Annotated in this window: 28 protein-coding genes; 5 read left to right on the top strand and 23 right to left on the bottom strand. The window is 52.5% G+C overall.

The window, feature by feature from the left end; translation table 11 throughout:
• The first annotated feature begins 7 nt into the window (after positions 1-7).
• Positions 8-412, top strand: coding sequence for a hypothetical protein (locus ACWJJK_RS03885; protein ID WP_077731281.1), 405 nt, complete (start codon positions 8-10; stop codon positions 410-412).
• Positions 413-521: 109 nt separating this feature from the next.
• Here ACWJJK_RS03885 and ACWJJK_RS03880 read toward each other — a convergent pair whose 3' ends face one another.
• A complete protein-coding gene (locus ACWJJK_RS03880) occupies positions 522-1,922 on the bottom strand; it encodes an AMP-binding protein (protein ID WP_454128661.1) in 1,401 nt (466 codons plus the stop codon).
• A gap of 337 nt (positions 1,923-2,259) precedes the next feature.
• Here ACWJJK_RS03880 and ACWJJK_RS03875 point away from each other — a divergent pair, with 337 nt between their 5' ends.
• From ACWJJK_RS03875 to ACWJJK_RS03865, 3 genes are all read left to right on the top strand, one after another.
• A complete protein-coding gene (locus ACWJJK_RS03875; RefSeq protein WP_168183888.1) occupies positions 2,260-2,772 on the top strand; it encodes a DUF3015 domain-containing protein in 513 nt (170 codons plus the stop codon).
• Between the two features lie 160 nt (positions 2,773-2,932).
• Positions 2,933-4,711 carry an Lnb N-terminal periplasmic domain-containing protein gene (locus ACWJJK_RS03870; protein ID WP_086135213.1) on the top strand — a complete coding sequence of 593 codons (1,779 nt, stop codon included), beginning with the start codon at positions 2,933-2,935 and terminating at the stop codon, positions 4,709-4,711.
• A gap of 53 nt (positions 4,712-4,764) precedes the next feature.
• On the top strand, positions 4,765-5,604 hold the full coding sequence (locus ACWJJK_RS03865; protein WP_454128660.1) for an alpha/beta hydrolase: 840 nt from the start codon (positions 4,765-4,767) through the stop codon (positions 5,602-5,604).
• A gap of 21 nt (positions 5,605-5,625) precedes the next feature.
• Here the strand turns inward: ACWJJK_RS03865 and ACWJJK_RS03860 are convergent, their stop codons facing one another.
• The 4 genes from ACWJJK_RS03860 to tatA are packed head-to-tail and all read right to left on the bottom strand — an operon-like array spanning position 5,626 to position 7,709.
• Positions 5,626-6,351 carry an SAM-dependent chlorinase/fluorinase gene (locus ACWJJK_RS03860; RefSeq protein WP_156880770.1) on the bottom strand — a complete coding sequence of 242 codons (726 nt, stop codon included), beginning with the start codon at positions 6,349-6,351 and terminating at the stop codon, positions 5,626-5,628.
• Positions 6,352-6,392: 41 nt separating this feature from the next.
• Entirely contained in the window at positions 6,393-7,142 is a 750-nt protein-coding gene (tatC, locus tag ACWJJK_RS03855; RefSeq protein ID WP_077731320.1) for a twin-arginine translocase subunit TatC, read from the bottom strand.
• Positions 7,143-7,161: 19 nt separating this feature from the next.
• Positions 7,162-7,488 carry a Sec-independent protein translocase protein TatB gene (gene tatB, locus ACWJJK_RS03850; RefSeq protein ID WP_077731286.1) on the bottom strand — a complete coding sequence of 109 codons (327 nt, stop codon included), beginning with the start codon at positions 7,486-7,488 and terminating at the stop codon, positions 7,162-7,164.
• Positions 7,489-7,505: 17 nt separating this feature from the next.
• Positions 7,506-7,709 (bottom strand): twin-arginine translocase TatA/TatE family subunit, encoded by a 204-nt coding sequence (tatA, locus tag ACWJJK_RS03845; RefSeq protein ID WP_077731287.1) that lies wholly within the window; start codon positions 7,707-7,709, stop codon positions 7,506-7,508.
• Positions 7,710-8,216: 507 nt separating this feature from the next.
• Here tatA and panD point away from each other — a divergent pair.
• Positions 8,217-8,597: an aspartate 1-decarboxylase gene (gene panD / locus ACWJJK_RS03840; RefSeq protein WP_156880771.1), complete on the top strand. Its 381-nt coding sequence runs from the start codon at positions 8,217-8,219 to the stop codon at positions 8,595-8,597.
• A 94-nt stretch (positions 8,598-8,691) separates the two neighbouring features.
• On the opposite strand, the gene folP is transcribed toward panD, so the two are convergent.
• From folP to rplN, 18 genes are all read right to left on the bottom strand, one after another.
• On the bottom strand, positions 8,692-9,501 hold the full coding sequence (folP, locus tag ACWJJK_RS03835; RefSeq protein ID WP_156880772.1) for a dihydropteroate synthase: 810 nt from the start codon (positions 9,499-9,501) through the stop codon (positions 8,692-8,694).
• Positions 9,502-9,722: 221 nt separating this feature from the next.
• On the bottom strand, positions 9,723-10,088 hold the full coding sequence (rplQ, locus tag ACWJJK_RS03830) for a 50S ribosomal protein L17 (protein WP_077731290.1): 366 nt from the start codon (positions 10,086-10,088) through the stop codon (positions 9,723-9,725).
• 19 nt (positions 10,089-10,107) lie between these two features.
• On the bottom strand, positions 10,108-11,103 hold the full coding sequence (locus tag ACWJJK_RS03825; protein WP_077731291.1) for a DNA-directed RNA polymerase subunit alpha: 996 nt from the start codon (positions 11,101-11,103) through the stop codon (positions 10,108-10,110).
• 16 nt (positions 11,104-11,119) lie between these two features.
• On the bottom strand, positions 11,120-11,740 hold the full coding sequence (gene rpsD / locus ACWJJK_RS03820; protein ID WP_077731292.1) for a 30S ribosomal protein S4: 621 nt from the start codon (positions 11,738-11,740) through the stop codon (positions 11,120-11,122).
• A gap of 15 nt (positions 11,741-11,755) precedes the next feature.
• The gene (gene rpsK / locus ACWJJK_RS03815; RefSeq protein ID WP_077731293.1) at positions 11,756-12,142 is read right to left on the bottom strand and encodes a 30S ribosomal protein S11; all 387 of its coding nucleotides are present in this window, start codon (positions 12,140-12,142) and stop codon (positions 11,756-11,758) included.
• Between the two features lie 33 nt (positions 12,143-12,175).
• Complete coding sequence (gene rpsM, locus ACWJJK_RS03810; RefSeq protein ID WP_077731294.1) at positions 12,176-12,532, bottom strand: 30S ribosomal protein S13; 357 nt, start codon at positions 12,530-12,532, stop codon at positions 12,176-12,178.
• Positions 12,533-12,615: 83 nt separating this feature from the next.
• Complete coding sequence (rpmJ, locus tag ACWJJK_RS03805; RefSeq protein WP_077731295.1) at positions 12,616-12,729, bottom strand: 50S ribosomal protein L36; 114 nt, start codon at positions 12,727-12,729, stop codon at positions 12,616-12,618.
• 43 nt (positions 12,730-12,772) lie between these two features.
• Entirely contained in the window at positions 12,773-14,098 is a 1,326-nt protein-coding gene (secY, locus tag ACWJJK_RS03800; RefSeq protein WP_077731296.1) for a preprotein translocase subunit SecY, read from the bottom strand.
• On the bottom strand, positions 14,099-14,533 hold the full coding sequence (gene rplO / locus ACWJJK_RS03795) for a 50S ribosomal protein L15 (protein WP_077731297.1): 435 nt from the start codon (positions 14,531-14,533) through the stop codon (positions 14,099-14,101). It lies immediately after the preceding gene.
• On the bottom strand, positions 14,534-14,719 hold the full coding sequence (gene rpmD / locus ACWJJK_RS03790) for a 50S ribosomal protein L30 (RefSeq protein WP_077731298.1): 186 nt from the start codon (positions 14,717-14,719) through the stop codon (positions 14,534-14,536).
• Positions 14,716-15,234: a 30S ribosomal protein S5 gene (gene rpsE, locus ACWJJK_RS03785; protein ID WP_086135210.1), complete on the bottom strand. Its 519-nt coding sequence runs from the start codon at positions 15,232-15,234 to the stop codon at positions 14,716-14,718. The genes rpmD and rpsE overlap by 4 nt, the downstream gene beginning before the upstream one ends.
• An 8-nt stretch (positions 15,235-15,242) precedes the next feature.
• A complete protein-coding gene (gene rplR, locus ACWJJK_RS03780; RefSeq protein ID WP_077731300.1) occupies positions 15,243-15,596 on the bottom strand; it encodes a 50S ribosomal protein L18 in 354 nt (117 codons plus the stop codon).
• A gap of 7 nt (positions 15,597-15,603) precedes the next feature.
• Positions 15,604-16,137 carry a 50S ribosomal protein L6 gene (rplF, locus tag ACWJJK_RS03775; RefSeq protein ID WP_077731301.1) on the bottom strand — a complete coding sequence of 178 codons (534 nt, stop codon included), beginning with the start codon at positions 16,135-16,137 and terminating at the stop codon, positions 15,604-15,606.
• A gap of 20 nt (positions 16,138-16,157) precedes the next feature.
• Positions 16,158-16,547, bottom strand: coding sequence for a 30S ribosomal protein S8 (rpsH, locus tag ACWJJK_RS03770; RefSeq protein ID WP_454128659.1), 390 nt, complete (start codon positions 16,545-16,547; stop codon positions 16,158-16,160).
• A gap of 67 nt (positions 16,548-16,614) precedes the next feature.
• Entirely contained in the window at positions 16,615-16,920 is a 306-nt protein-coding gene (gene rpsN / locus ACWJJK_RS03765) for a 30S ribosomal protein S14 (RefSeq protein ID WP_077731303.1), read from the bottom strand.
• 8 nt (positions 16,921-16,928) lie between these two features.
• Entirely contained in the window at positions 16,929-17,468 is a 540-nt protein-coding gene (gene rplE / locus ACWJJK_RS03760) for a 50S ribosomal protein L5 (protein ID WP_077731304.1), read from the bottom strand.
• Between the two features lie 17 nt (positions 17,469-17,485).
• Positions 17,486-17,803 (bottom strand): 50S ribosomal protein L24, encoded by a 318-nt coding sequence (gene rplX / locus ACWJJK_RS03755; RefSeq protein ID WP_077731305.1) that lies wholly within the window; start codon positions 17,801-17,803, stop codon positions 17,486-17,488.
• A gap of 16 nt (positions 17,804-17,819) precedes the next feature.
• The gene (rplN, locus tag ACWJJK_RS03750) at positions 17,820-18,188 is read right to left on the bottom strand and encodes a 50S ribosomal protein L14 (protein WP_077731306.1); all 369 of its coding nucleotides are present in this window, start codon (positions 18,186-18,188) and stop codon (positions 17,820-17,822) included.
• Positions 18,189-18,202 lie beyond the last annotated feature (14 nt).

The following is an 18,202-nucleotide window of genomic DNA, read 5'->3' as shown; positions in this document are numbered from 1 at the left end:
TAATACCATGAAGAAGAGCCTGTTTTTGACTTTCGCCCTGTTGTTTTCGGCAAATGTTTTCGCCTCCACGGACCATTACATCCGTCGTGAGGGCGATCATGTCCAGCATCTTAAAATCCGCAAATTCGGAGACGACATCAAGGTGACCATGGACGTGGATTTCGAGCCCACCGGTTCGACCGAGGAAGGCCGGAGATCATGTTCCGCGGAAATTTCAGGCGAAGCCAAGGCAGTCAGCGAAAACGAGATCGTGCTGAAAAAACAGGCAGAAGGCGAAGCTCACTATTGCGCGCTGAGGATTTTGCTGTCCAATGACGGTGCCAAGGTCGAGCAATCGCCGGACTGTAAATATTTCGTCGCAGGCATCTGCCATTTCGACAGCGAAGGGCGAGAACTGATCAAGGTTAAATAAACGGGTTGGTTGTCCTCGAAAATGCGAAGCCCTGCTCACACTGCGGGGCTTTTTTTATCCCAGGAGAGCGTTTCGACTCCTCGTCGAGTACCGAAGCAGAACGCCACGGTCAAATCGTCGACAATTGCTCCGCCATCTCGGCCAAAGTTTGCCGGGGCAACTTGCCGGTCTCCGAACGAGGCAATTTGTCCAGCAAATACAAAGGGCGAGGCAGGAAAACCGGATCGAGACGCGCCTGCAATTCTGCAAGCAGCTGTTCCTTAGTCTTGCCGGGAGCTACGGCGAACGCGATCAGGCGGACGGTCCCTTCAGGGCCATCCGGCAAAAAAAAGACCCCGTCCCGGACCCCGTCTATCTCGTTCAGCACATGATTCAGAGCATCGAGCGAGGTGCGCTTTCCGGCGATGTTGACCAGATCCGCGTTGCGTCCCAACAGTTTGAACTGCCGAGCGCCACAACATTCGATCAAATCGTTCAACACGACAGGTCCGGGAAGATGGTGGGCATCGACCCATGATTCGCCACCTTTCGCCTGAAAACGCACGCCGTCGAACGCATGCCACATGTCGTCTCGACTCGTGCGGCGGGAGGCAATCGATCCCGCTTCCGTACAGCCGTAAATCTCCAGCACGCGGGTTCGAAACAGACCTTCCGCCTTGGCTGCCCAGTCGCGAGAAAGCGGTGCCGTAGCGGAGACGATGAGCTCGATCTCCGGAAGATCTTCCCCGGCCTCGATCAGTGCCCGTATGTGCACCGGCGTCGTTACGAGGATTCGCGGCTCCGGGCACAATTCCAAAGCGGCGCGGATATCGGCCGAAAAAAAAGGCTTACCGGAGTGCAGCGCCATTCCGCCAAGGCAAAGCGGCAGAAGAATACTGGTCTCGAGACCGTACATGTGCTGCGGCGGTACCGTGGCGATGACACTAGCCGACTGCTCCGGCCTCAAACCTAGGCCAGCCCCGATCAGTTTCGCACTCTCGCAAAAGCTCAGCCACGTTTTGACGTGAGCTTTCGGCTGGCCTGTGCTACCGGACGTAAACGCGATTGCAACTACTTGATCTCCCGGAATTTCCGGGATGTAAGCGTCCTGGCGTGGCGTCTGTCGTGGGCTGCAATCGTAACGGACGATCGTATCAAGTCCTTCCGGAGACTCCGGACCGTCAACTAGACAATAGAGCTGCGGATATTGTTCCGTCACTTGCTGCAAGACCCTAGGTGCCCGGCTCGGCGGCAGCAGGTTGATCTGCCCTTTGAACACGGCTGCGGCGAAAGCCGCGAGAAACCGGTATCGGTTCTCGCAGAGATTGACCATGTAAGGACGATCGGGGAGATTTGCCGCCAGATTGATTACTTCCCGGAAAAATTCGCCCAAAGTTATGGAACGGCCGTTATCAATAGCGATAATTCGGGCATCGCTAAAACGGTCGATCAATGGATAGTGCGGCCTGAGGAGGCTGGCGCCGTGGGAGATGATCTTGTCTTGATATTTCGTTAATGGCCTGTTTGCCACGGGTGTTATTCACTATTTTTAGGATGAATGTTGCGCAAAAACTATACGCAAAGCGCTAAGGTATTTAAATGAAGCAACTGTATTCTCCTGTATACAAACCGTAACTCTTTTGGAGCCGGCGTTCCATCTCTAGTTTTTGCCAGAAGAATTCCTGCAATACGACCTGCCTGCAAAACGTCGCGCCAATTTGCCGGACTGAAACATTGAAATCCGCTCCAAACTCGACTTAAACCAGCAGATAAATTTACAAGCTTCGGCACAATCTGGTATTAAGGGAATGGCGCTTCATTTCGCGCCCCGTGTCGATCTAAGTTCAACAACCTCAAGGAGAATTCCAATGAAAAAGATGATGACAGTGATGGGTGGTTTGTTGTTAATCAGTCCTATCCTAGCCCACGCGACCAGCCATACCCAAGGAGCCGGTCCCAGGGGAGATGGCGCGAGTGGTTGCGGCTGGGGAGCGTTGCTGTTCGACGGCAACAGCGGCGTCGGCGCCCATTCACTCGCGATTACCACCAATGGCAGCTTCGGCAACAACACTTTCGGTATATCCTCCGGCACCAACGGTTGCGACGCCAACCAAACCATTCGCTACAGGGGCGGCCGCATGTACATCGGGGCCAACATGACCAAGCTGGCCGAGGACATGTCTCGCGGAAACGGCGAAACACTTGCCGGGCTTTCCGAAGTTATGGGCATCGCAAAAGAAGATCGCCTGGCCTTTTTCGCGCTGGTCAAGAAACATTTCGCCGTGATTTATCCGCGAGAATCCGTTACCAGCGACGAGGTAATGGACGCCTTGATCGTCGTGATGAAGTCCGACTCCGCATTGGCGAAGTACGTCGGCTGATCCCTAGCTTGCGAGGCGCTCCCCGAAATATGAAGCGCCTCTTCTTTCATCCGCCGTGAAGTCGCTCTTATGCCTCGTTGTTGCTCTGACATTTCAGACGGCAGCTTTCCGCGCCTTTGGGTCGGAAAATCCCTCGATACTGCTTCGACAGGCGCGAGCGATGCGTCTGCACGACGACCCTACCTGGCTGGCCCTGGGCCATTACCGGCGCACTCCCTTCGGAGACTGGGCCAGCGATGCGGACGACCCGGCCTTTTTTCTTGCCGAAACGGGTCAACACGATCCCGACGCGGAATTATCCGCCACCCTTCTAGCCTATTTTGCGCCAGGAGACGGAGACGAGCACCCTCGGTGCCGATTTCCCGCTCGTTATCATTGGCTAAAAAGCCGGCTCGATTTCGGCGGTTCGCTATCTTCGGATCACGACTGCAAAGCGTTTTCCGAATGGACCGAGACCCTGAAGGCCCATTCGGTAAGCCTGATCTTTCCCGCATCCTACCTGAACAGCCCGTCATCCATGTTCGGGCATACTTTTTTGCGCCTGGACCGCGAAAATCAGGATGAAAATGCACGTCTGCTGGCCCATACGATCAATTATGCGGCGGACGTGAATGTGGCGGACAACGAATTGTTCTACGCGTACCGAGGTCTGTTCGGTGGCTATCCGGGCGTGATTTCGGTACAGCCGTTTTATGAAAAAGTTAAGGAATACAGCGACTTCGAAAACCGCGATATTTGGGAATATTCCCTTAACCTGTCGCCCGCCGAAACCGCGCAACTGATCCGTCACGTCTGGGAAATTCGGCCGATTCGGTTCGACTATTACTTTATCGGAGAAAACTGCTCTTATCGTATTTTGAGCTTGCTGGATGTCGTGCGTCCGGCTCTTGCGCTTCGGGAGAAATTTCCCTACCGCTCCATTCCCTCGGATACCGTGCGCGCCATCGTTGATGCGGGATTGGTCGAGCATGTGGATTACCGTCCATCCGCGGCAACGGTGTTGAACGAGCATACCCGCCAGCTCACGTCTGACCAACGCCGCGTGGCCAGACAGTTGGCAGATGGAAAAATCGCGCTGGACAGCGCTGCTCTTAGACCGATGTCTGCCGCCGAACAAGCGGCTACACTGGAGACGGCATACGAGTCTTTGCGCTACCGGTCGTTGGCCGACAAATTGCCGAGGGAGCGTGTTGCCGGTCTGAGTTATAAACTCCTGCTGGCCCGCAGCCGGATCGATGACGTTTCACCGCTAAAACCGCCGGAGCGTCCGGCCACTCGGGATGATGAAGGGCACAAGCCTTGGCGCGCCGACCTCGGCTTCGGTTTTTTCGATCATACGGCGTTCGGCTCATTCCGATTGCGCTCCGCCTATCACGATCTGACCGATCCTTTAGCCGGCTACCGGCTGGGAGCCCAGATCAAATTTCTCGATGCCAGTGTCCGGTATTACGAAGACGAGAGATTCCGCGTCGAAGCCGTGGATGTCATCAATATCGCATCATTAACCCCGCGCACAGAGTTTATCCAGCCCTTGTCCTGGTCCGTCGGCCTCGGCGCCCGGCGAAAATTGCTTGAAACCGGCCGACCGTTGGTCGGCTATCTGGACGGAGGCGTCGGTTTGAGCTACAGCATCGGCGACGGAATGATCTTCGGCCTAGTGAACGGCACGCTTGAAGTAAGCGAGTCGGTTCGACCGAACGTCGATATCGGGCTTGGCCCCCGCATCGGCTGGCTGTATCGCGGCCTGGGCGGGCAGGGACTGCTGGACTTTCGAATTGACTGCTATATCGTGGAAGACGAGTATTGCACGGGCGGATTGCGCTTGGACCATACGGTGAATCTAGGCAAGGACTATGCGCTGAACCTGCGTCTCGGCCGAGACCGGGGAGAGCGTACTTATGCGAGTGAATTTCTTTTGTCGGTGCGGCGGTATTTTTGAGAGTCGAACAAATATTGCCGCGTATTTGCATCCGGCGCTGATGGAGCATTACCGTGTCCCGATGCTTTTTCCGAAATCTTTTGATTATTCCGTTCGCCCTTAGCCTTTCCGGATGCGCCAGCCTGCTTTTTTATCCGGACCGGGCGATGCGGCTCACACCCGATGCCTTAGGCCTGAAATACGAAGATGTGAACCTGGTCACCCCAGACGGGATTAAATTGCACGGCTGGTTCTTGTTTGCTCGCGGCGCCCCGCGCGGAACGGTATTTTTCCTCCACGGCAATGCCCAGAACATCAGCACTCACATCTATAGCGTCGCCTGGCTGCCGGAAAAAGGATATCAGGTGTTTCTCCTCGACTATCGCGGCTATGGACTATCCGACGGCTCGCCAGGTCTGCCGGAAGTGTTGACCGATGTGGCTACAGGCTTTCAATGGCTTTTGAGCGAGCCTCGCGTAGTGAACAGAAACCTTTTCCTTTTAGGCCAAAGCCTGGGTGCAAACTTGGGCGCCTACTTCGCGGGCGCGAGTCCGGAAACGCGCCAACGCTTAACTGCGATCGTTTTGGATGCGCCGTTTGCCAGCTATCGCGAAATCACCCGTGACAAACTGGCCCAATTCCCGATCACGTGGCCGCTACAATATCCGCTCTCCCGACTGATGCTGGACGACTATAGCCCGATCAAAAATATCGCCGAGATATCACCATTGCCGCTGCTCATCATCTGCAGCGAAACCGATGACATAGTGCCGGCCCGTCACAGCATCGCGCTGTTCGAAGCGGCCGGCGAACCCAAGTCGCTCTGGGTCACCGAAGGATTTCACATCGCCACCTTTGGTCAAGAGAAAAACCGCCAACGCTTGCTCTCTTTTCTCGAGGAACATGGACGTTAAACGCTCCAGCGACCAACAATCTTAAGCCTTGAACGAAATGGCCGTACCGAGGGACAGCTCTAAGTCTCGATCGGCGCGTCCACAGTTGACTGCGATTTCAATCAGTCCGATTGAGTTTTGATACCAGAAGGCTTGGGTGGCGGGAACCGAACAAAATGTGTTAGCCTGCCGTAACGACTGGCCATTTGCACAGAGCGTCATTCCGCAGTATTCAGTCCTGTGCCGCATTCCAGTAATGGCATTGCCGTAGTGATCGAAATAGATGATCTCGGCGAGATCGGACGGCCATTCGATCAGATCCGGTTTCTGATGGTTGTGGCTCGCCCAGCTGAAGTCATGGGTGGCAATGCGTGCAGCGATAGGAGCGAAAAGATCGCGGCCGTGGAAACTCGACGAGAGCATCCTTGGACGCCAATCGATCACCCGCCATTCCGCTTCGGCCGATTGCGCTGCCACAGTATTGAGGAGACCGTTATCCGGCCCCACAAACCATTGCCCATCCGCTTGTAGAACAACCGGCAACCGTTCACCGCCGACGCCGGGATCGACCACGGCAAGAAATACGCTACCGGTCGGAAGTTGTTTGCACAGGGCTGCGAGTAGATATGAACTCCACCGGGGCTCGCCCATGGGTGCGTTGCTAACGAGATTTACAATGTCGACTCCCGGCGCCCGCAATCGCAGCACCGCTTCCATTTGCCCAAGATACGGCCCCTCTGAACCGAAATCGGTAAATAGAAAAATCATATCGGTGTCAGCAACAGCGGATTGACGGCTATGGTCTGACCTTACTCGTCTTGGAGGTTTGGAATCTGCTCTATGCGTCTAGGCCGAAACAATCGCGAAAATACAAGCCCCAACTCGAACAGCAGCCAGATGGGCACTGCCAAAAGACTTTGCGAAACCACGTCGGGAGGTGAAAGCACCATTCCGATGACAAAAGCGGCCACAATAATGTAAGGCCGTTTTTCGGACAGGCTCTCTCGGGTAGAAATGCCGCTCCAAATTAGCACGATGGTCGCAATTGGAACCTCAAACGAGACCCCGAAAGCGAAGAACAAAGTTAGTACGAAATCCAGGTAATGCGTAATATCGGTCATTACCGCTACTCCCGCCGGCGCCGTTGCGGTCAGGAACCCGAAAATCAGAGGGAAGACCAGATAATAGGCAAACGCCATACCCCCATAAAACAGCACTGTACTTGCAAACAGAAGCGGCAGCACCAGACGGCGCTCATGCTCATATAAGCCCGGCGCGACAAAGGCCCAAACTTGGTAAAGAATATACGGTATCGACAGGAAAACCGCCGCCACCAGCGTAAGCTTGAACGGTGTCAGGAATGGCGAGGCGACATCGATCGCGATCATTTGCGAACCGGGCGGCAAATGCTTCATGAGCGGCCCTGCCAAATAAGCGTAGATCTCGTTGGCAAAATAGGCCATGCTCATAAAAACAAACAAAACCACGAGTATGCACCGCAGCAGTCTATCCCGTAGTTCTACTAGGTGAGAAATAAAAGGTTGCTCGGTGTCTTGCATCTGTCCCCGACTATACTTTTTATAGTTCACCATCGCGGTGCTTAGAAGCAGGCTCTTTTTCGTCCGTTTCGTTCGGATCAGATATCGACACGCGATCTTTCTTTTTGCCAGGTCGCACCGGAGTCGATAATAACTCCACCTTTTTCTTTTCTTCTAATAAAGATTGACGCAACTCTTGCAACTGAAGCTCATGGTCAATTTCTTGCCTCACCGAAGCGGCCATTGCACGAGCCCTTCGAACCCACAGTGCGACCTCTCTTGCCACCTTGGGTAGACGCTCCGGACCGAACACCAGAAGCGATACGACACCTACCAAGACCAATTCCCAAAAGCCAATATCGAACATGCTTTTTTGAATCGTTGTTAGGTCGTCTTGTCTTTGTTCTCGTGGACCGCCTCTCCGTCGATCGTCCTCCCGGATTTCTCTTCGTCCCCCTCGCTCATCGCACTACGAAAACTCTTTATTGCCGATCCCAGATCGCCGCCAATGTTACGTAGTCGTTTGGTGCCGAACAGCAACAGTACGATCAAGAAAAGGAGCAGTAGCTCCCATATACCGATACCCATCAATTTACTCCTACATGCTTTTAGTGACGTTAACTCGAGAGATATTACCGAATTCGCTTCGTTAAAAATAACCAGGCATTTTCCCGGCCAAGATCCAGTACGATTCTCTGCATCCGTTTCTTGGTCATTGGTAATCGCCATATTCTACTGTTAAAGAATTTACGGGCACATAGAGCGAGCTGGCCACTGCAAATTAAAACCACGAAAATAAGACCGCACAAAATCAAATAAGTTAGGCCTACCGTATAAAACTAGCACTACTTCCATCCGACATCCCGTTTCACTCCGACCTTGGCGACCGCTGACACCTCAGTGCCTAAGGTAAATCATCCATAACAGCCCCTCCGGCCAAGAGACAAGATCGCTGGCACTTTCCTTGCGACGTTCTGCCTTAATCACCTATAATCAATGGTTCCGCCAAGCCGACTAATTCTACGCCGGGTTGCTACTGTCTAGCTTTTTCTGGATAATCCCCGACTCGAACGAGCCTACTCACAGGTTTACCGTATGCAAACGATGATGCTCAAAGCAAAGCTACACAGAGCTCGAGTGACACACTCCGAACTCGAGTATGAGGGCTCTTGTGCCATTGATGGTTTGCTACTCGAACGCTCGGGAATCAGAGAATATGAACAAATCCACGTTTATAATGTTAACAACGGGCAAAGGTTCACTACCTACGCCATTCGCGCACAAGAGGGATCGGGCGTAATTTCTGTCAATGGCGCTGCCGCTCGTCTTGCTGCTCCTGGAGACATCATGATTATATGCGCCTACGTAGGGTTAAATCAGAGCGAACTCATCGGCTATAAACCCACACTGATCTATCTTGGAGAACACAACCAAATCGTCCGGACGGGTCAGTCGATACCCATACAAGCAGCCTGAGCTCAACTGCGTCACCTACTGATTTAGCGGTTTGCATTTAATAACTTAGCCGAATCGCCGGGACTAACTGACAGTTCGCCATCGTGCCGCCAATTCACATCCGCAAAACCGCCGCGGTCACATCCGCAGCCTGACGGTTGGGCTTAACATCGTGCACGCGAAACAAAGCCACTCCAGCCGATACTCCAAGAACAGTAGTTGCTATCGTCGCCCCCACCAGTTCCGGCGGATGACTCTCGCCGCAGATCGCCCCCATAAAGCGCTTCCTGCTTGTCCCTAATAAAACCTTATAACCCGTCGCCACGAAGCGACTTAGCTCTTTAATCAACCGCAGATTGTCGTCTTTCCGCTTTCCAAACCCGATGCCAGGATCGATGACAATGTTCTCGGCCGCAACCCCTTCTTTCATTGCAGCTTCTGCCCGTTCCATTAAGAACACCAATACTTCTTCGACTACATCCGTATACACGGGGTTATCTTGCATACCTTTTGGCTCGCCCTGCATATGCATAAGTACCAACGGCACACCAACCTTTGCTGCTACCGAGAACATCCTTGGGTCATCCCTACCGGCCGAGATATCATTCACCATGTTTACGCCAGCAGATATCGCTTCCTCTGCGACGCGACTTCTTGTCGTATCGACGCTTAACATCACATTGTACGGCAAATGGCTGCGCAAAGTACGAACGACCGGAATGACGCGGCTAAGTTGCTCCTCTTCGCTAACCGGCTCTGAGCCGGGCCGCGTAGACTCCCCACCGATATCGATGATATCCGCACCCTCTAATACCATACGTTGCGCATGCAATAACGCGTCCGCTGGCACACAATACCGGCCACCATCCGAAAAGCTATCTGGAGTTACGTTCAGAATCCCCATGATAAGGGGCTTATATTGCATGACGGAGTTCCCGCGCAAGAGCACCGTTAGATGCCGAAAATTCCGCTCGGTGACGGTAGTATAAATGAGCGACCGATATTTTCTCAGCCGCTTCCTACGTTATATGAGTAGGCTAGGCAATGCGGAAAACTTTACTTTGCTGCAGAGCAATTGGCCCGCATAAGCGGGCCAACGACATTGGCCATTCAGGCCAATCTTGCACCTTAGCCGGCGTCCGGCTCTTATGCGTTTGACCGATCAACAAGTTCTACGTATGCCATGGGTGTGGCATCGCCCCTGCGGAAACCGCATTTCAAAATCCTTAAATAGCCACCCGGCCGATCCTTAAATCGGGGTCCTAACTCGTCGAACAGTTTTACAACTGCGTCACGGTCTCTGATACGCGCAAACGCAAGGCGTCGTGCGGCTACGCTATTCTTCTTCGACAAGGTGATCAAAGGCTCAGCAAACCGCCTGATCTCTTTCGCTTTCGGCAAAGTCGTTTGAATGATCTCATGTTGGATCAAGGAGGCAGTTAGGTTTCGAAACAAGGCGTTTCGGTGACTGCCGGTAATATTTAGTTTTCTACCCGAATTACGATGCCGCATTTGTTACACCCACACAAATTTAAGAGTCTTGTTGGTCACGTTTAAGACCCTCGGGAGGCCAATTTTCAAGTCGCATGCCAAGTGACAAACCCTTCGTCGCCAAAACATCCTTAATTTCAGTCAGCGACTTCTTTCCAAGGTTTGGGGTTTTGAGCAAATCCACTTCGGTCCTTTGAATCAGATCGCCGATGTAGAATATGTTTTCCGCCTTCAAGCAATTAGCGGAGCGAACAGTCAGTTCGAGATCATCAACCGACCGAAGCAGCAACGGATCGAACTGCGGCCTTTCTTCGCTGATTCTCGGCGTCTCCTCACTTTTGAGGGCAACGAATACCGATAGGTGTTCGTTCAAAATCGATGCAGCTTGTCGAACCGCTTCTTCTGGATCAACCGTCCCATTAGTTTCCAGCTCCAGAATAAGCTTATCTAGATCCGTACGCTGCTCGACACGAGCGTTCTCTACCAAATACGAGACGCGCCGAATCGGGCTAAAAGAAGCGTCGATATTAAGCACGCCAACTGCGGTTTCCGCCTGCCCGGAATTCCGCGCGCCCACCGGCTGATATCCTCGACCCTTTTCAACTTTGAGCGTCATGCTTAACTTCCCGGAGTGCGTCAGATTCGCGATCTCCAACTCCGGGTTAAGAATTTCCGCATCGTGGGTAAGCTCTATGTCGCTTGCGGTAACTTTGCCAGGACCCGACTTGTTTATCTTAAGCGTAACCTCTTGTCCGGTCGGTATACGAATCGCGAGGTTCTTAAGGTTCAAAAGAATGTCAATAACGTCTTCTTGAACGCCATCTATCGTAGAGTACTCATGCAATACCCCTTCTATTGTTACTTCCGTAACTGCACAGCCGGGTATCGAGGAGAGCAGAACTCGCCTCAGCGCATTGCCCAGGGTATGACCAAACCCCCTTTCCAGAGGCTCGATTACAATCCTCGCACTGTTTCGATCTATGGGATTGACGTCAACCAACCGCGGTTTAATTAGATTCGCCAAGTAGTTTTGCATCGATTAGGAACAACAATTATTTGGAGTACAACTCGACAACCAGTTGCTCGTTTATTTCAGCGCCCAGATCACTACGTTCAGGCACTGACTTAAACACGCCCCGCATTTGCTTTGCGTCGACATCCACCCAAGCAGGAAATCCATACTGTTCCAAAACTTGCAGTGCATCTTTAACTCTTAGCTGATTCTTTGCCTTTTCCCGTACTGAGACAACATCTCCTGGCGCGACTTGGTAGGACGGCACATTCAAGACCTTGCCATTAACCGTAATCGCTTTGTGGCTAACAAGCTGGCGCGCTTCGGCCCTGGTGGAAGCAAAACCCATGCGATAGACCACGTTATCTAAACGAGACTCGAGCAGGTTCAGCAAGTTTTCGCCGGTTGATCCCTTTCTGCTCGACGCGGCCTTATAATAATTCCGGAATTGGCGCTCCAATACGCCGTAAATTCTCCGCAGCTTCTGCTTCTCGCGGAGCTGAGTTGCGTAGTCCGACATACGGGCGCGCTTCTGGCCGTGCTGCCCCGGCTGTTGATCGAGCTTGCACTTTCCTTCGAGCGACTTGCCGCGCGATTTAAGAAACAGATCCGTGCCTTCTCTTCTACTGAGCTTGCACTTCGGCCCTAGATATCTAGCCATTTTTCGCCCCTCTGCTTATACCCGCCGTTTCTTTGGAGGACGGCACCCATTGTGCGGTATCGGTGTGTCATCAATAATATTCGTGATCTTAAATCCCATATTATTGAGCGTCCTTACCGCCGACTCTCTGCCTGGCCCAGGTCCCTTTATTCGCACATCCAGATTCTTCACGCCATAATCCTTTACTATGCTTCCCACCTTTTCTGCGGCGACCTGAGCAGCAAACGGCGTGCTTTTCCGAGACCCGCGAAACCCCGAGGCCCCAGCAGTTGCCCATGCGAGCGCATTACCCTTACGATCTGTAATCGTTATTATGGTGTTATTGAATGACGCGCTGATGTGAACAACTCCGTCAGAAATATCTCGTTTAATCCGTTTTGCGGGACGACTAGATGCAGCCATGTCGATGTCTTACCTCGAAACCACTCTTTAGATTTATTTGCGAATCGGCCGTCGCGGACCTTTTCTGGTTCGTGCGTTAGTACGGGTCCGTTGCCCGCGAACAGGGAGACCTCGCCGATGCCGCATTCCACGATAACAACCCAAGTCCATTAGGCGCTTGATATTCATCGCGCTCTCGCGCCGAAGATCCCCTTCCACAACAAACTTCGCAACTTCCTCGCGGATGCGCTCGATATCACTGTCCCCGAGTTCCCTGACCTTAACCGAGGGGCTCAGACCAACATTCTCACAAATCAGTGATGCCCTAGATCTGCCGATACCATAAATCGCCGTAAGCGAAATAACTAGGTGCTTGTGATCCGGGATATTAACTCCCGCAATTCGTGCCATTTATCCTGCCTCCACATCAACTCTCTAGACTTAGGCTGAATCTCGCATCATACCACGTCATTTAAGAATACGCTATTCAATGATTAGCCTTGGCGCTGCTTATGACGCGCATCCTTACATATTATGCGAACAATCCCTTTTCTCTTCAAAATCTTGCAGTTTCGGCAGATCTTCTTAACTGACGCACGAACCTTCATTAAAATTCCCCTGATGATTGTAAACCGTGATTCTAAAACCAGGTTAACTGAGCTTGATATTGGACTTCTTTAGTAAACCTTCATACTGGTGCGAAATGATGTAGGTTTGGATTTGTGACATAAAATCCATTACCACCACCACTATGATCAGCAGAGAGGTTCCGCCGAAATAGAACGGCACGTTCCAATAAACGATTAAAAATTCGGGCAGCAAGCATACAGCGGTAATGTAAATGGCGCCCGCCAATGTCAAACGCGTCATCACGGCATCAATATAGGCTGCGGTTTGCTGGCCAGGCCTGACACCCGGAATAAACGCGCCCGATTTCTTCAGGTTCTCCGCCGTTTCATTCGAGTTGAACACCAACGCGGCATAGAAAAAGCAAAAAAAGACGATCGCGCCGGCGTAGCACAACACGTATAGCGGTTGCCCGGGTGATAAAGTTGTGGCGATATCCTGCAGCCAACCAAGGTTCTTAGTGTTTCCGAACCAACCCGCCAACGTTGCAGGAAATAGGATGATACTAGACGCAAATATCGGCGGTATCACACCCGACATATTCAACTTCAAGGGCAGAAAACTCTTGTGAGCAGCATACATCCGCCGTCCTTCCTGCCGTTTCGCATAATTAATGGTAATCCGCCGCTGCCCCCGCTCAACAAACACGACGAGCGCCGTTACTGCTAGCGCAATACCAAACAGAGCGACGATACTCATCATGCTCAATTCACCGGTTCGCGCTAATTCGAGGGTGCCGCCAACTGCCGACGGAAGCCCAGCCACAATACCGGCAAAAATTATGATAGATATCCCATTTCCAATCCCTCGTTCCGTAACCTGCTCGCCAAGCCACATCAAAAACACGGTTCCGCAGACCAGCGACACAGCCGTGATAAACAGGAAGTGAATTCCCGGGCTAATAACGACAGGGACACCTGAGGCGGATTGGTTTTGTAGCGCAAGCCCGACTCCGATGGCCTGGAACGTTGCGAGAAAAACGGTGCCGTACCTCGTGTACTGGTTGATTTTTTTCCGCCCTGACTCACCCTCTTTTTTTATCTGCTCCAGCTTCGGGATTACGCCTGCCATCAATTGCATAATGATTGAAGCCGAGATATACGGCATGATCCCAAGAGCAAATATACTCAGGCGCTTCAGCGCGCCCCCTGAAAACATGTTCACCATGTCCAGTATCGACCCGCCTTGCTGCGCGAACATCGCAGCCAAAGCCTTTGGATCAACTCCAGGGATGGGAACGTGTGCCCCAATTCGGTAAACGACGAGAGCGCCGATTACGAAGAGAAGCCGTTGGCGAAGCTCTGTGAGCCTACCAAACCTTTCGCTTAGGGTGGAGTTCGCGATGCTCACTTATGCCTCGATTGTGCCGCCAGCCGCTTCGATTTTTGAACGCGCGCCCTTCGTAACTTTAATGCCGACAAGGGTCACCGAGGACGTCAACTCTCCCGAGTCAATAACCTTGACAGAGCGAGCCTGCGCCGGAACCAAATTTGCCGCCTTTAACGCTTGGATATCGACTTTCTCGCCAGCCAGCCGATTAAGTTCGTTTAACCGAACCTCAGCGACGAACGCTTTTACTCTCGATTTAAATCCGACTTTCGGCAGTCTCCGTTGAAGCGGCATCTGTCCGCCTTCGAATCCTACCTTATGAAAGCCTCCGGCTCGGGCTTTTTGGCCTTTATGTCCTTTTCCGCTGGTCTTACCCAATGTAGAGCCAATGCCGCGCCCGACGCGGGTTCTCTTTTTTCTGCTGCCTTCCGACGGCCTAATCGAATTTAGGAACATTTAAGCATCCTCAATCTTGAGCATGTACGCAACCTTGTTGATCATCCCGCAGTTAGCCGGTGTTGCGCTAACGTATACCGGTCGGTGCATACGTCTGATGCCAAGCCCGCGAAGACACGCCTGGTGAGACTTAAGACGCCCGATCTCGCTCTTTATCTGCGTAACTTTGAGTTGCTTCTCGCTCATTTATCTTTCCCCGAACGATTATCTGCCAATTTCCCGCGCTTGGCTGCGATGGAACGAGGGTCTCTGATCTCCGTCAGTCCTTTAATCGTTGCGCGAACGACGTTAATGGGGTTATTTGTTCCAATACACTTGGCAAGCACATTATGTATGCCAACAACCTCGAATACCGCGCGCATCGCACCTCCCGCGATGATCCCGGTACCTTGAGATGCCGGCTGCATAAATACCTTGGCAGCCCCAGTGCTAGCAGTGATTGCGTAATGCAAGGTGTCACCGTTGAGGCTCACCTTACGCATATTTCTCCGGGCTTGCTCCATTGACTTCTGGATCGCGACAGGAACTTCGCGCGCTTTGCACAAGCCATACCCGATCCGACCATTCCCGTCACCAACAACAGTTAACGCGGTGAACCCGAACTGACGGCCGCCCTTTACAACTTTGGCGACGCGCCTGACCGCGACCAACTTTTCCTGAAACCCTTCGGCCGAACTGCTCTGAACGTTTAGGCTCGCCATAACTCCCCCTAAAACCCAAGCCCGGCTTCACGCGCGGCGTCAGCCAATGCTTTGACACGACCGTGATATTTGAATCCTGATCGATCGAAGGCCACATTTGATACTCCCGCCGACAGCGCCCGTTCCGCTATTAGCCTGCCAATCGCTTTGGCCGCCTCAACGTTTCCGGTCGACGCCAAGCTGGCCTTGATATCCGGCTGCAACGTAGATGCCGACGCGAGGACCAGCGCCCCATCGGCGCTCGTTACCTGTGCATAGATATGACGCGGCGTCCGATGGACGGTAAGCCGATTCACGCCTAATGACTTGATGATCGCTCTGGCTTTCGTCGCCCGCTTCAATCTCGCCGATTTCTTATCCATCAATCACCTACTTCTTTTTCGCTTCTTTTCTGACGACTTCCTCTTCCGCGTATCGAACACCTTTTCCCTTATAAGGCTCCGGTGGTCGATATGCTCTGATGTCGGCAGCAACCTGACCCACCCGCTGTTTGTCGCACCCCTTGACCACAATCTCGGTCTGGGAGGGCGTTTCGATCGTAATACCCTCCGGAGCGGTAAGCTCAAGAGGGTGGGAAAATCCCAGCGAGAGACTCAATACGTCTCCTTTCGCTTGAGCCCTATAGCCAACGCCAACCATCGTCAATTTACGAGCGAAGCCAACGCTCACGCCCGTTACCATATTCGCAATGTTTGCACGCGTGCTACCAGCAAGCGCATTAGCTTGTCTATCGGCTTTATCGGCTAAAATCGATATATGACCGTCTGCGATTTCAACTCGAACTTTGGGACTCAAACTGCGAGTCAGCGCACCTTTAGCACCCTTTACGGTGATTACGTCACCGGAAATGCTAGCCTCCACTCCTTTCGGAAGAGCGACCGGATTTTTTGCTATTCTGGACATTGATAAGTCTCTATGCTCGATTACGACACCAGACAGAGGACCTCGCCACCATGCCCACCCTCTCGTGCATCCTTGTCTGTCATAACGCCTTTCGAGGTGGACACGATCGCCGTACCTAGCCCGCCCAGAATCAGGGGAAGCTTGTCTTTCGATCGGTAAATGCGACGGCCGGGCTTACTGACGCGTTCGAACTGCTCGATAACGGGCTGCCCTTTGTAATACTTGAGCTGCACACAAAGCGAGGCCTTCCCGGCATCCTGGCTTACCTGATAATCCGTGATGTAGCCTTCGTCCTTCAATACGCGGCATACTGCGATTTTAACGTTCGACGACGGCATAACGACTTCGTTTTTTCCGGCGGCTTGCCCGTTTCTTATACGGATGATCATATCAGCCAACGGATCGGTCATACTCATTTCAAATTCTCCGTAAACAAAACGGTTGGGCTCAGACGGTGATTGGGTCGACGATCCACTCTTACCAGCTTGCCTTCGTCACGCCCGGCACATCGCCGCGCATAACCGACTCACGCAGCTTATTCCGTCCGAGACCGAACTTCCGATAGAACCCGTGCGGCCTACCGGTCAAACTGCACCGGTTGTGGAGGCGCGACGGCGACGCGTCTCTGGGGAGCTGTTGAAGCTTTAGTTGCGCTTGGTATTTCTCTTCATCCGTCGACGACACACTCTGAACGATGGTTTTCAGCTCAGCCCGCTTTTTGTAGTGCTTGCTAACCAACGCTTGACGCTTCTTTTCTCGTGCGATCATAGATTTTTTTGCCATTGCCGTTCCTATGTTCTAAACGGAAACTTAAACTGCTCCAACAGCGCACGGGCTTCGTCATCGCTGCCAGCCGAAGTCGTAATGGTTATGTCGATACCGCGTATAGCGTCGATTTTGTCGTAATCAATCTCGGGGAAGATGATCTGCTCCCGGACACCCATGCTATAGTTGCCACGACCGTCGAATGACCTTGGGCTCAATCCGCGGAAATCTCGAATCCGCGGTATCGCTATATTGACAAGCCGATCCAAAAATTCATACATCCTATCACGCCGCAGCGTTACTTTGCAGCCTATGGGCATGCCCTCTCTGATCTTGAACCCGGCGATTGACTTTCTGGCGATCGTTACGATGGGTTTTTGGCCGGAGATCTTTTGCAGGTCTTCCATCGCGTTCTGGAGTATCTTCTTGTCGGCTACGGCTTCGCCTACTCCCATATTAAGGGTGATCTTTTCCAGTCGCGGAACTTGCATTACCGATTGGTAGTTAAATCGCTTGATCAGCTGCGGAACTACCTGTTCTTTGTAAATAGATTGAAGCCTAGCCATTTCTGTTATCCGCAAAATCAAACGTCAATAACTTCGTTCGTGGACTTGAAATAACGAACCTTTCTACCGTCGGCCAAAAGCTTAAAGCCCACTTTATCGGGTTTGTTTGTTCCCGGGTTATACAGTGCCACATTAGACCGGTGAATCGGCATAGCCTTTTCAACTATTCCGCCATTTATTCCCCTCATCGGAATCGGTCTTTGGTGTTTCCGAACCAGGTTGATACCTTCGACGACGACCCGATCGTCCGAGGACACCGACAAGACCGCACCCCGCTTCCCTTTGTCTTTCCCGGTGAGCACTACAACTTGATCGCCTTTCTTAATCTTTCGCATGACGCAAGGATCCTCGTTAAAGTACTTCAGGTGCGAGCGAAATGATCTTCATGAACTTTTCGGACCGCAGTTCTCGCGTAACCGGCCCGAAAATGCGCGTGCCGATGGGTTGATGCTGATTGTTAAGCAACACTGCCGCATTGCCGTCGAACCGGACAACCGATCCATCTGTCCGACGAACGCCTTTTCTTGTCCGCACAACCACGGCATTGTAAACCTCGCCTTTCTTAACGCGTCCGCGAGGAATAGCATCCTTAACGCTAACCTTGATGATGTCGCCGATGTTTGCATACCGGCGATGCGAACCACCGAGCACCTTGATGCACATGACCTTTTTAGCGCCGCTGTTATCAGCCACATCCAGGTTGCTTTGCATCTGAATCATCTTCGATACCCCTT

The organism is Methylocaldum gracile (assembly GCF_053646815.1).
This window is presented reverse-complemented; position numbering and strand designations above follow the sequence as displayed.

What these genes read in the sequence shown, in the direction of transcription:
- rplQ (WP_077731290.1), bottom strand. Translation starts at nt 10,088, where the DNA reads ATGCGGCATCGTAATTCGGGTAGAAAACTAAATATTACCGGCAGTCAC.
- ACWJJK_RS03885 (WP_077731281.1), top strand. Translation starts at nt 8, where the DNA reads ATGAAGAAGAGCCTGTTTTTGACTTTCGCCCTGTTGTTTTCGGCAAAT.
- rpsE (WP_086135210.1), bottom strand. Translation starts at nt 15,234, where the DNA reads ATGGCGAGCCTAAACGTTCAGAGCAGTTCGGCCGAAGGGTTTCAGGAA.
- rpsM (WP_077731294.1), bottom strand. Translation starts at nt 12,532, where the DNA reads ATGGCACGAATTGCGGGAGTTAATATCCCGGATCACAAGCACCTAGTT.
- rpsK (WP_077731293.1), bottom strand. Translation starts at nt 12,142, where the DNA reads ATGGCTGCATCTAGTCGTCCCGCAAAACGGATTAAACGAGATATTTCT.
- ACWJJK_RS03870 (WP_086135213.1), top strand. Translation starts at nt 2,933, where the DNA reads ATGCGTCTGCACGACGACCCTACCTGGCTGGCCCTGGGCCATTACCGG.
- ACWJJK_RS03875 (WP_168183888.1), top strand. Translation starts at nt 2,260, where the DNA reads ATGAAAAAGATGATGACAGTGATGGGTGGTTTGTTGTTAATCAGTCCT.
- ACWJJK_RS03825 (WP_077731291.1), bottom strand. Translation starts at nt 11,103, where the DNA reads ATGCAAAACTACTTGGCGAATCTAATTAAACCGCGGTTGGTTGACGTC.
- tatA (WP_077731287.1), bottom strand. Translation starts at nt 7,709, where the DNA reads ATGGGTATCGGTATATGGGAGCTACTGCTCCTTTTCTTGATCGTACTG.
- rplX (WP_077731305.1), bottom strand. Translation starts at nt 17,803, where the DNA reads ATGCGAAAGATTAAGAAAGGCGATCAAGTTGTAGTGCTCACCGGGAAA.
- rplE (WP_077731304.1), bottom strand. Translation starts at nt 17,468, where the DNA reads ATGGCTAGGCTTCAATCTATTTACAAAGAACAGGTAGTTCCGCAGCTG.
- ACWJJK_RS03860 (WP_156880770.1), bottom strand. Translation starts at nt 6,351, where the DNA reads ATGATTTTTCTATTTACCGATTTCGGTTCAGAGGGGCCGTATCTTGGG.
- rpsD (WP_077731292.1), bottom strand. Translation starts at nt 11,740, where the DNA reads ATGGCTAGATATCTAGGGCCGAAGTGCAAGCTCAGTAGAAGAGAAGGC.
- tatC (WP_077731320.1), bottom strand. Translation starts at nt 7,142, where the DNA reads ATGCAAGACACCGAGCAACCTTTTATTTCTCACCTAGTAGAACTACGG.
- rpsH (WP_454128659.1), bottom strand. Translation starts at nt 16,547, where the DNA reads ATGACCGATCCGTTGGCTGATATGATCATCCGTATAAGAAACGGGCAA.
- panD (WP_156880771.1), top strand. Translation starts at nt 8,217, where the DNA reads ATGCAAACGATGATGCTCAAAGCAAAGCTACACAGAGCTCGAGTGACA.
- rplF (WP_077731301.1), bottom strand. Translation starts at nt 16,137, where the DNA reads ATGTCCAGAATAGCAAAAAATCCGGTCGCTCTTCCGAAAGGAGTGGAG.
- rpmD (WP_077731298.1), bottom strand. Translation starts at nt 14,719, where the DNA reads ATGAGCGAGAAGCAACTCAAAGTTACGCAGATAAAGAGCGAGATCGGG.
- folP (WP_156880772.1), bottom strand. Translation starts at nt 9,501, where the DNA reads ATGCAATATAAGCCCCTTATCATGGGGATTCTGAACGTAACTCCAGAT.
- tatB (WP_077731286.1), bottom strand. Translation starts at nt 7,488, where the DNA reads ATGTTCGATATTGGCTTTTGGGAATTGGTCTTGGTAGGTGTCGTATCG.
- rplR (WP_077731300.1), bottom strand. Translation starts at nt 15,596, where the DNA reads ATGGATAAGAAATCGGCGAGATTGAAGCGGGCGACGAAAGCCAGAGCG.
- rplN (WP_077731306.1), bottom strand. Translation starts at nt 18,188, where the DNA reads ATGATTCAGATGCAAAGCAACCTGGATGTGGCTGATAACAGCGGCGCT.
- rpsN (WP_077731303.1), bottom strand. Translation starts at nt 16,920, where the DNA reads ATGGCAAAAAAATCTATGATCGCACGAGAAAAGAAGCGTCAAGCGTTG.
- rplO (WP_077731297.1), bottom strand. Translation starts at nt 14,533, where the DNA reads ATGTTCCTAAATTCGATTAGGCCGTCGGAAGGCAGCAGAAAAAAGAGA.
- rpmJ (WP_077731295.1), bottom strand. Translation starts at nt 12,729, where the DNA reads ATGAAGGTTCGTGCGTCAGTTAAGAAGATCTGCCGAAACTGCAAGATT.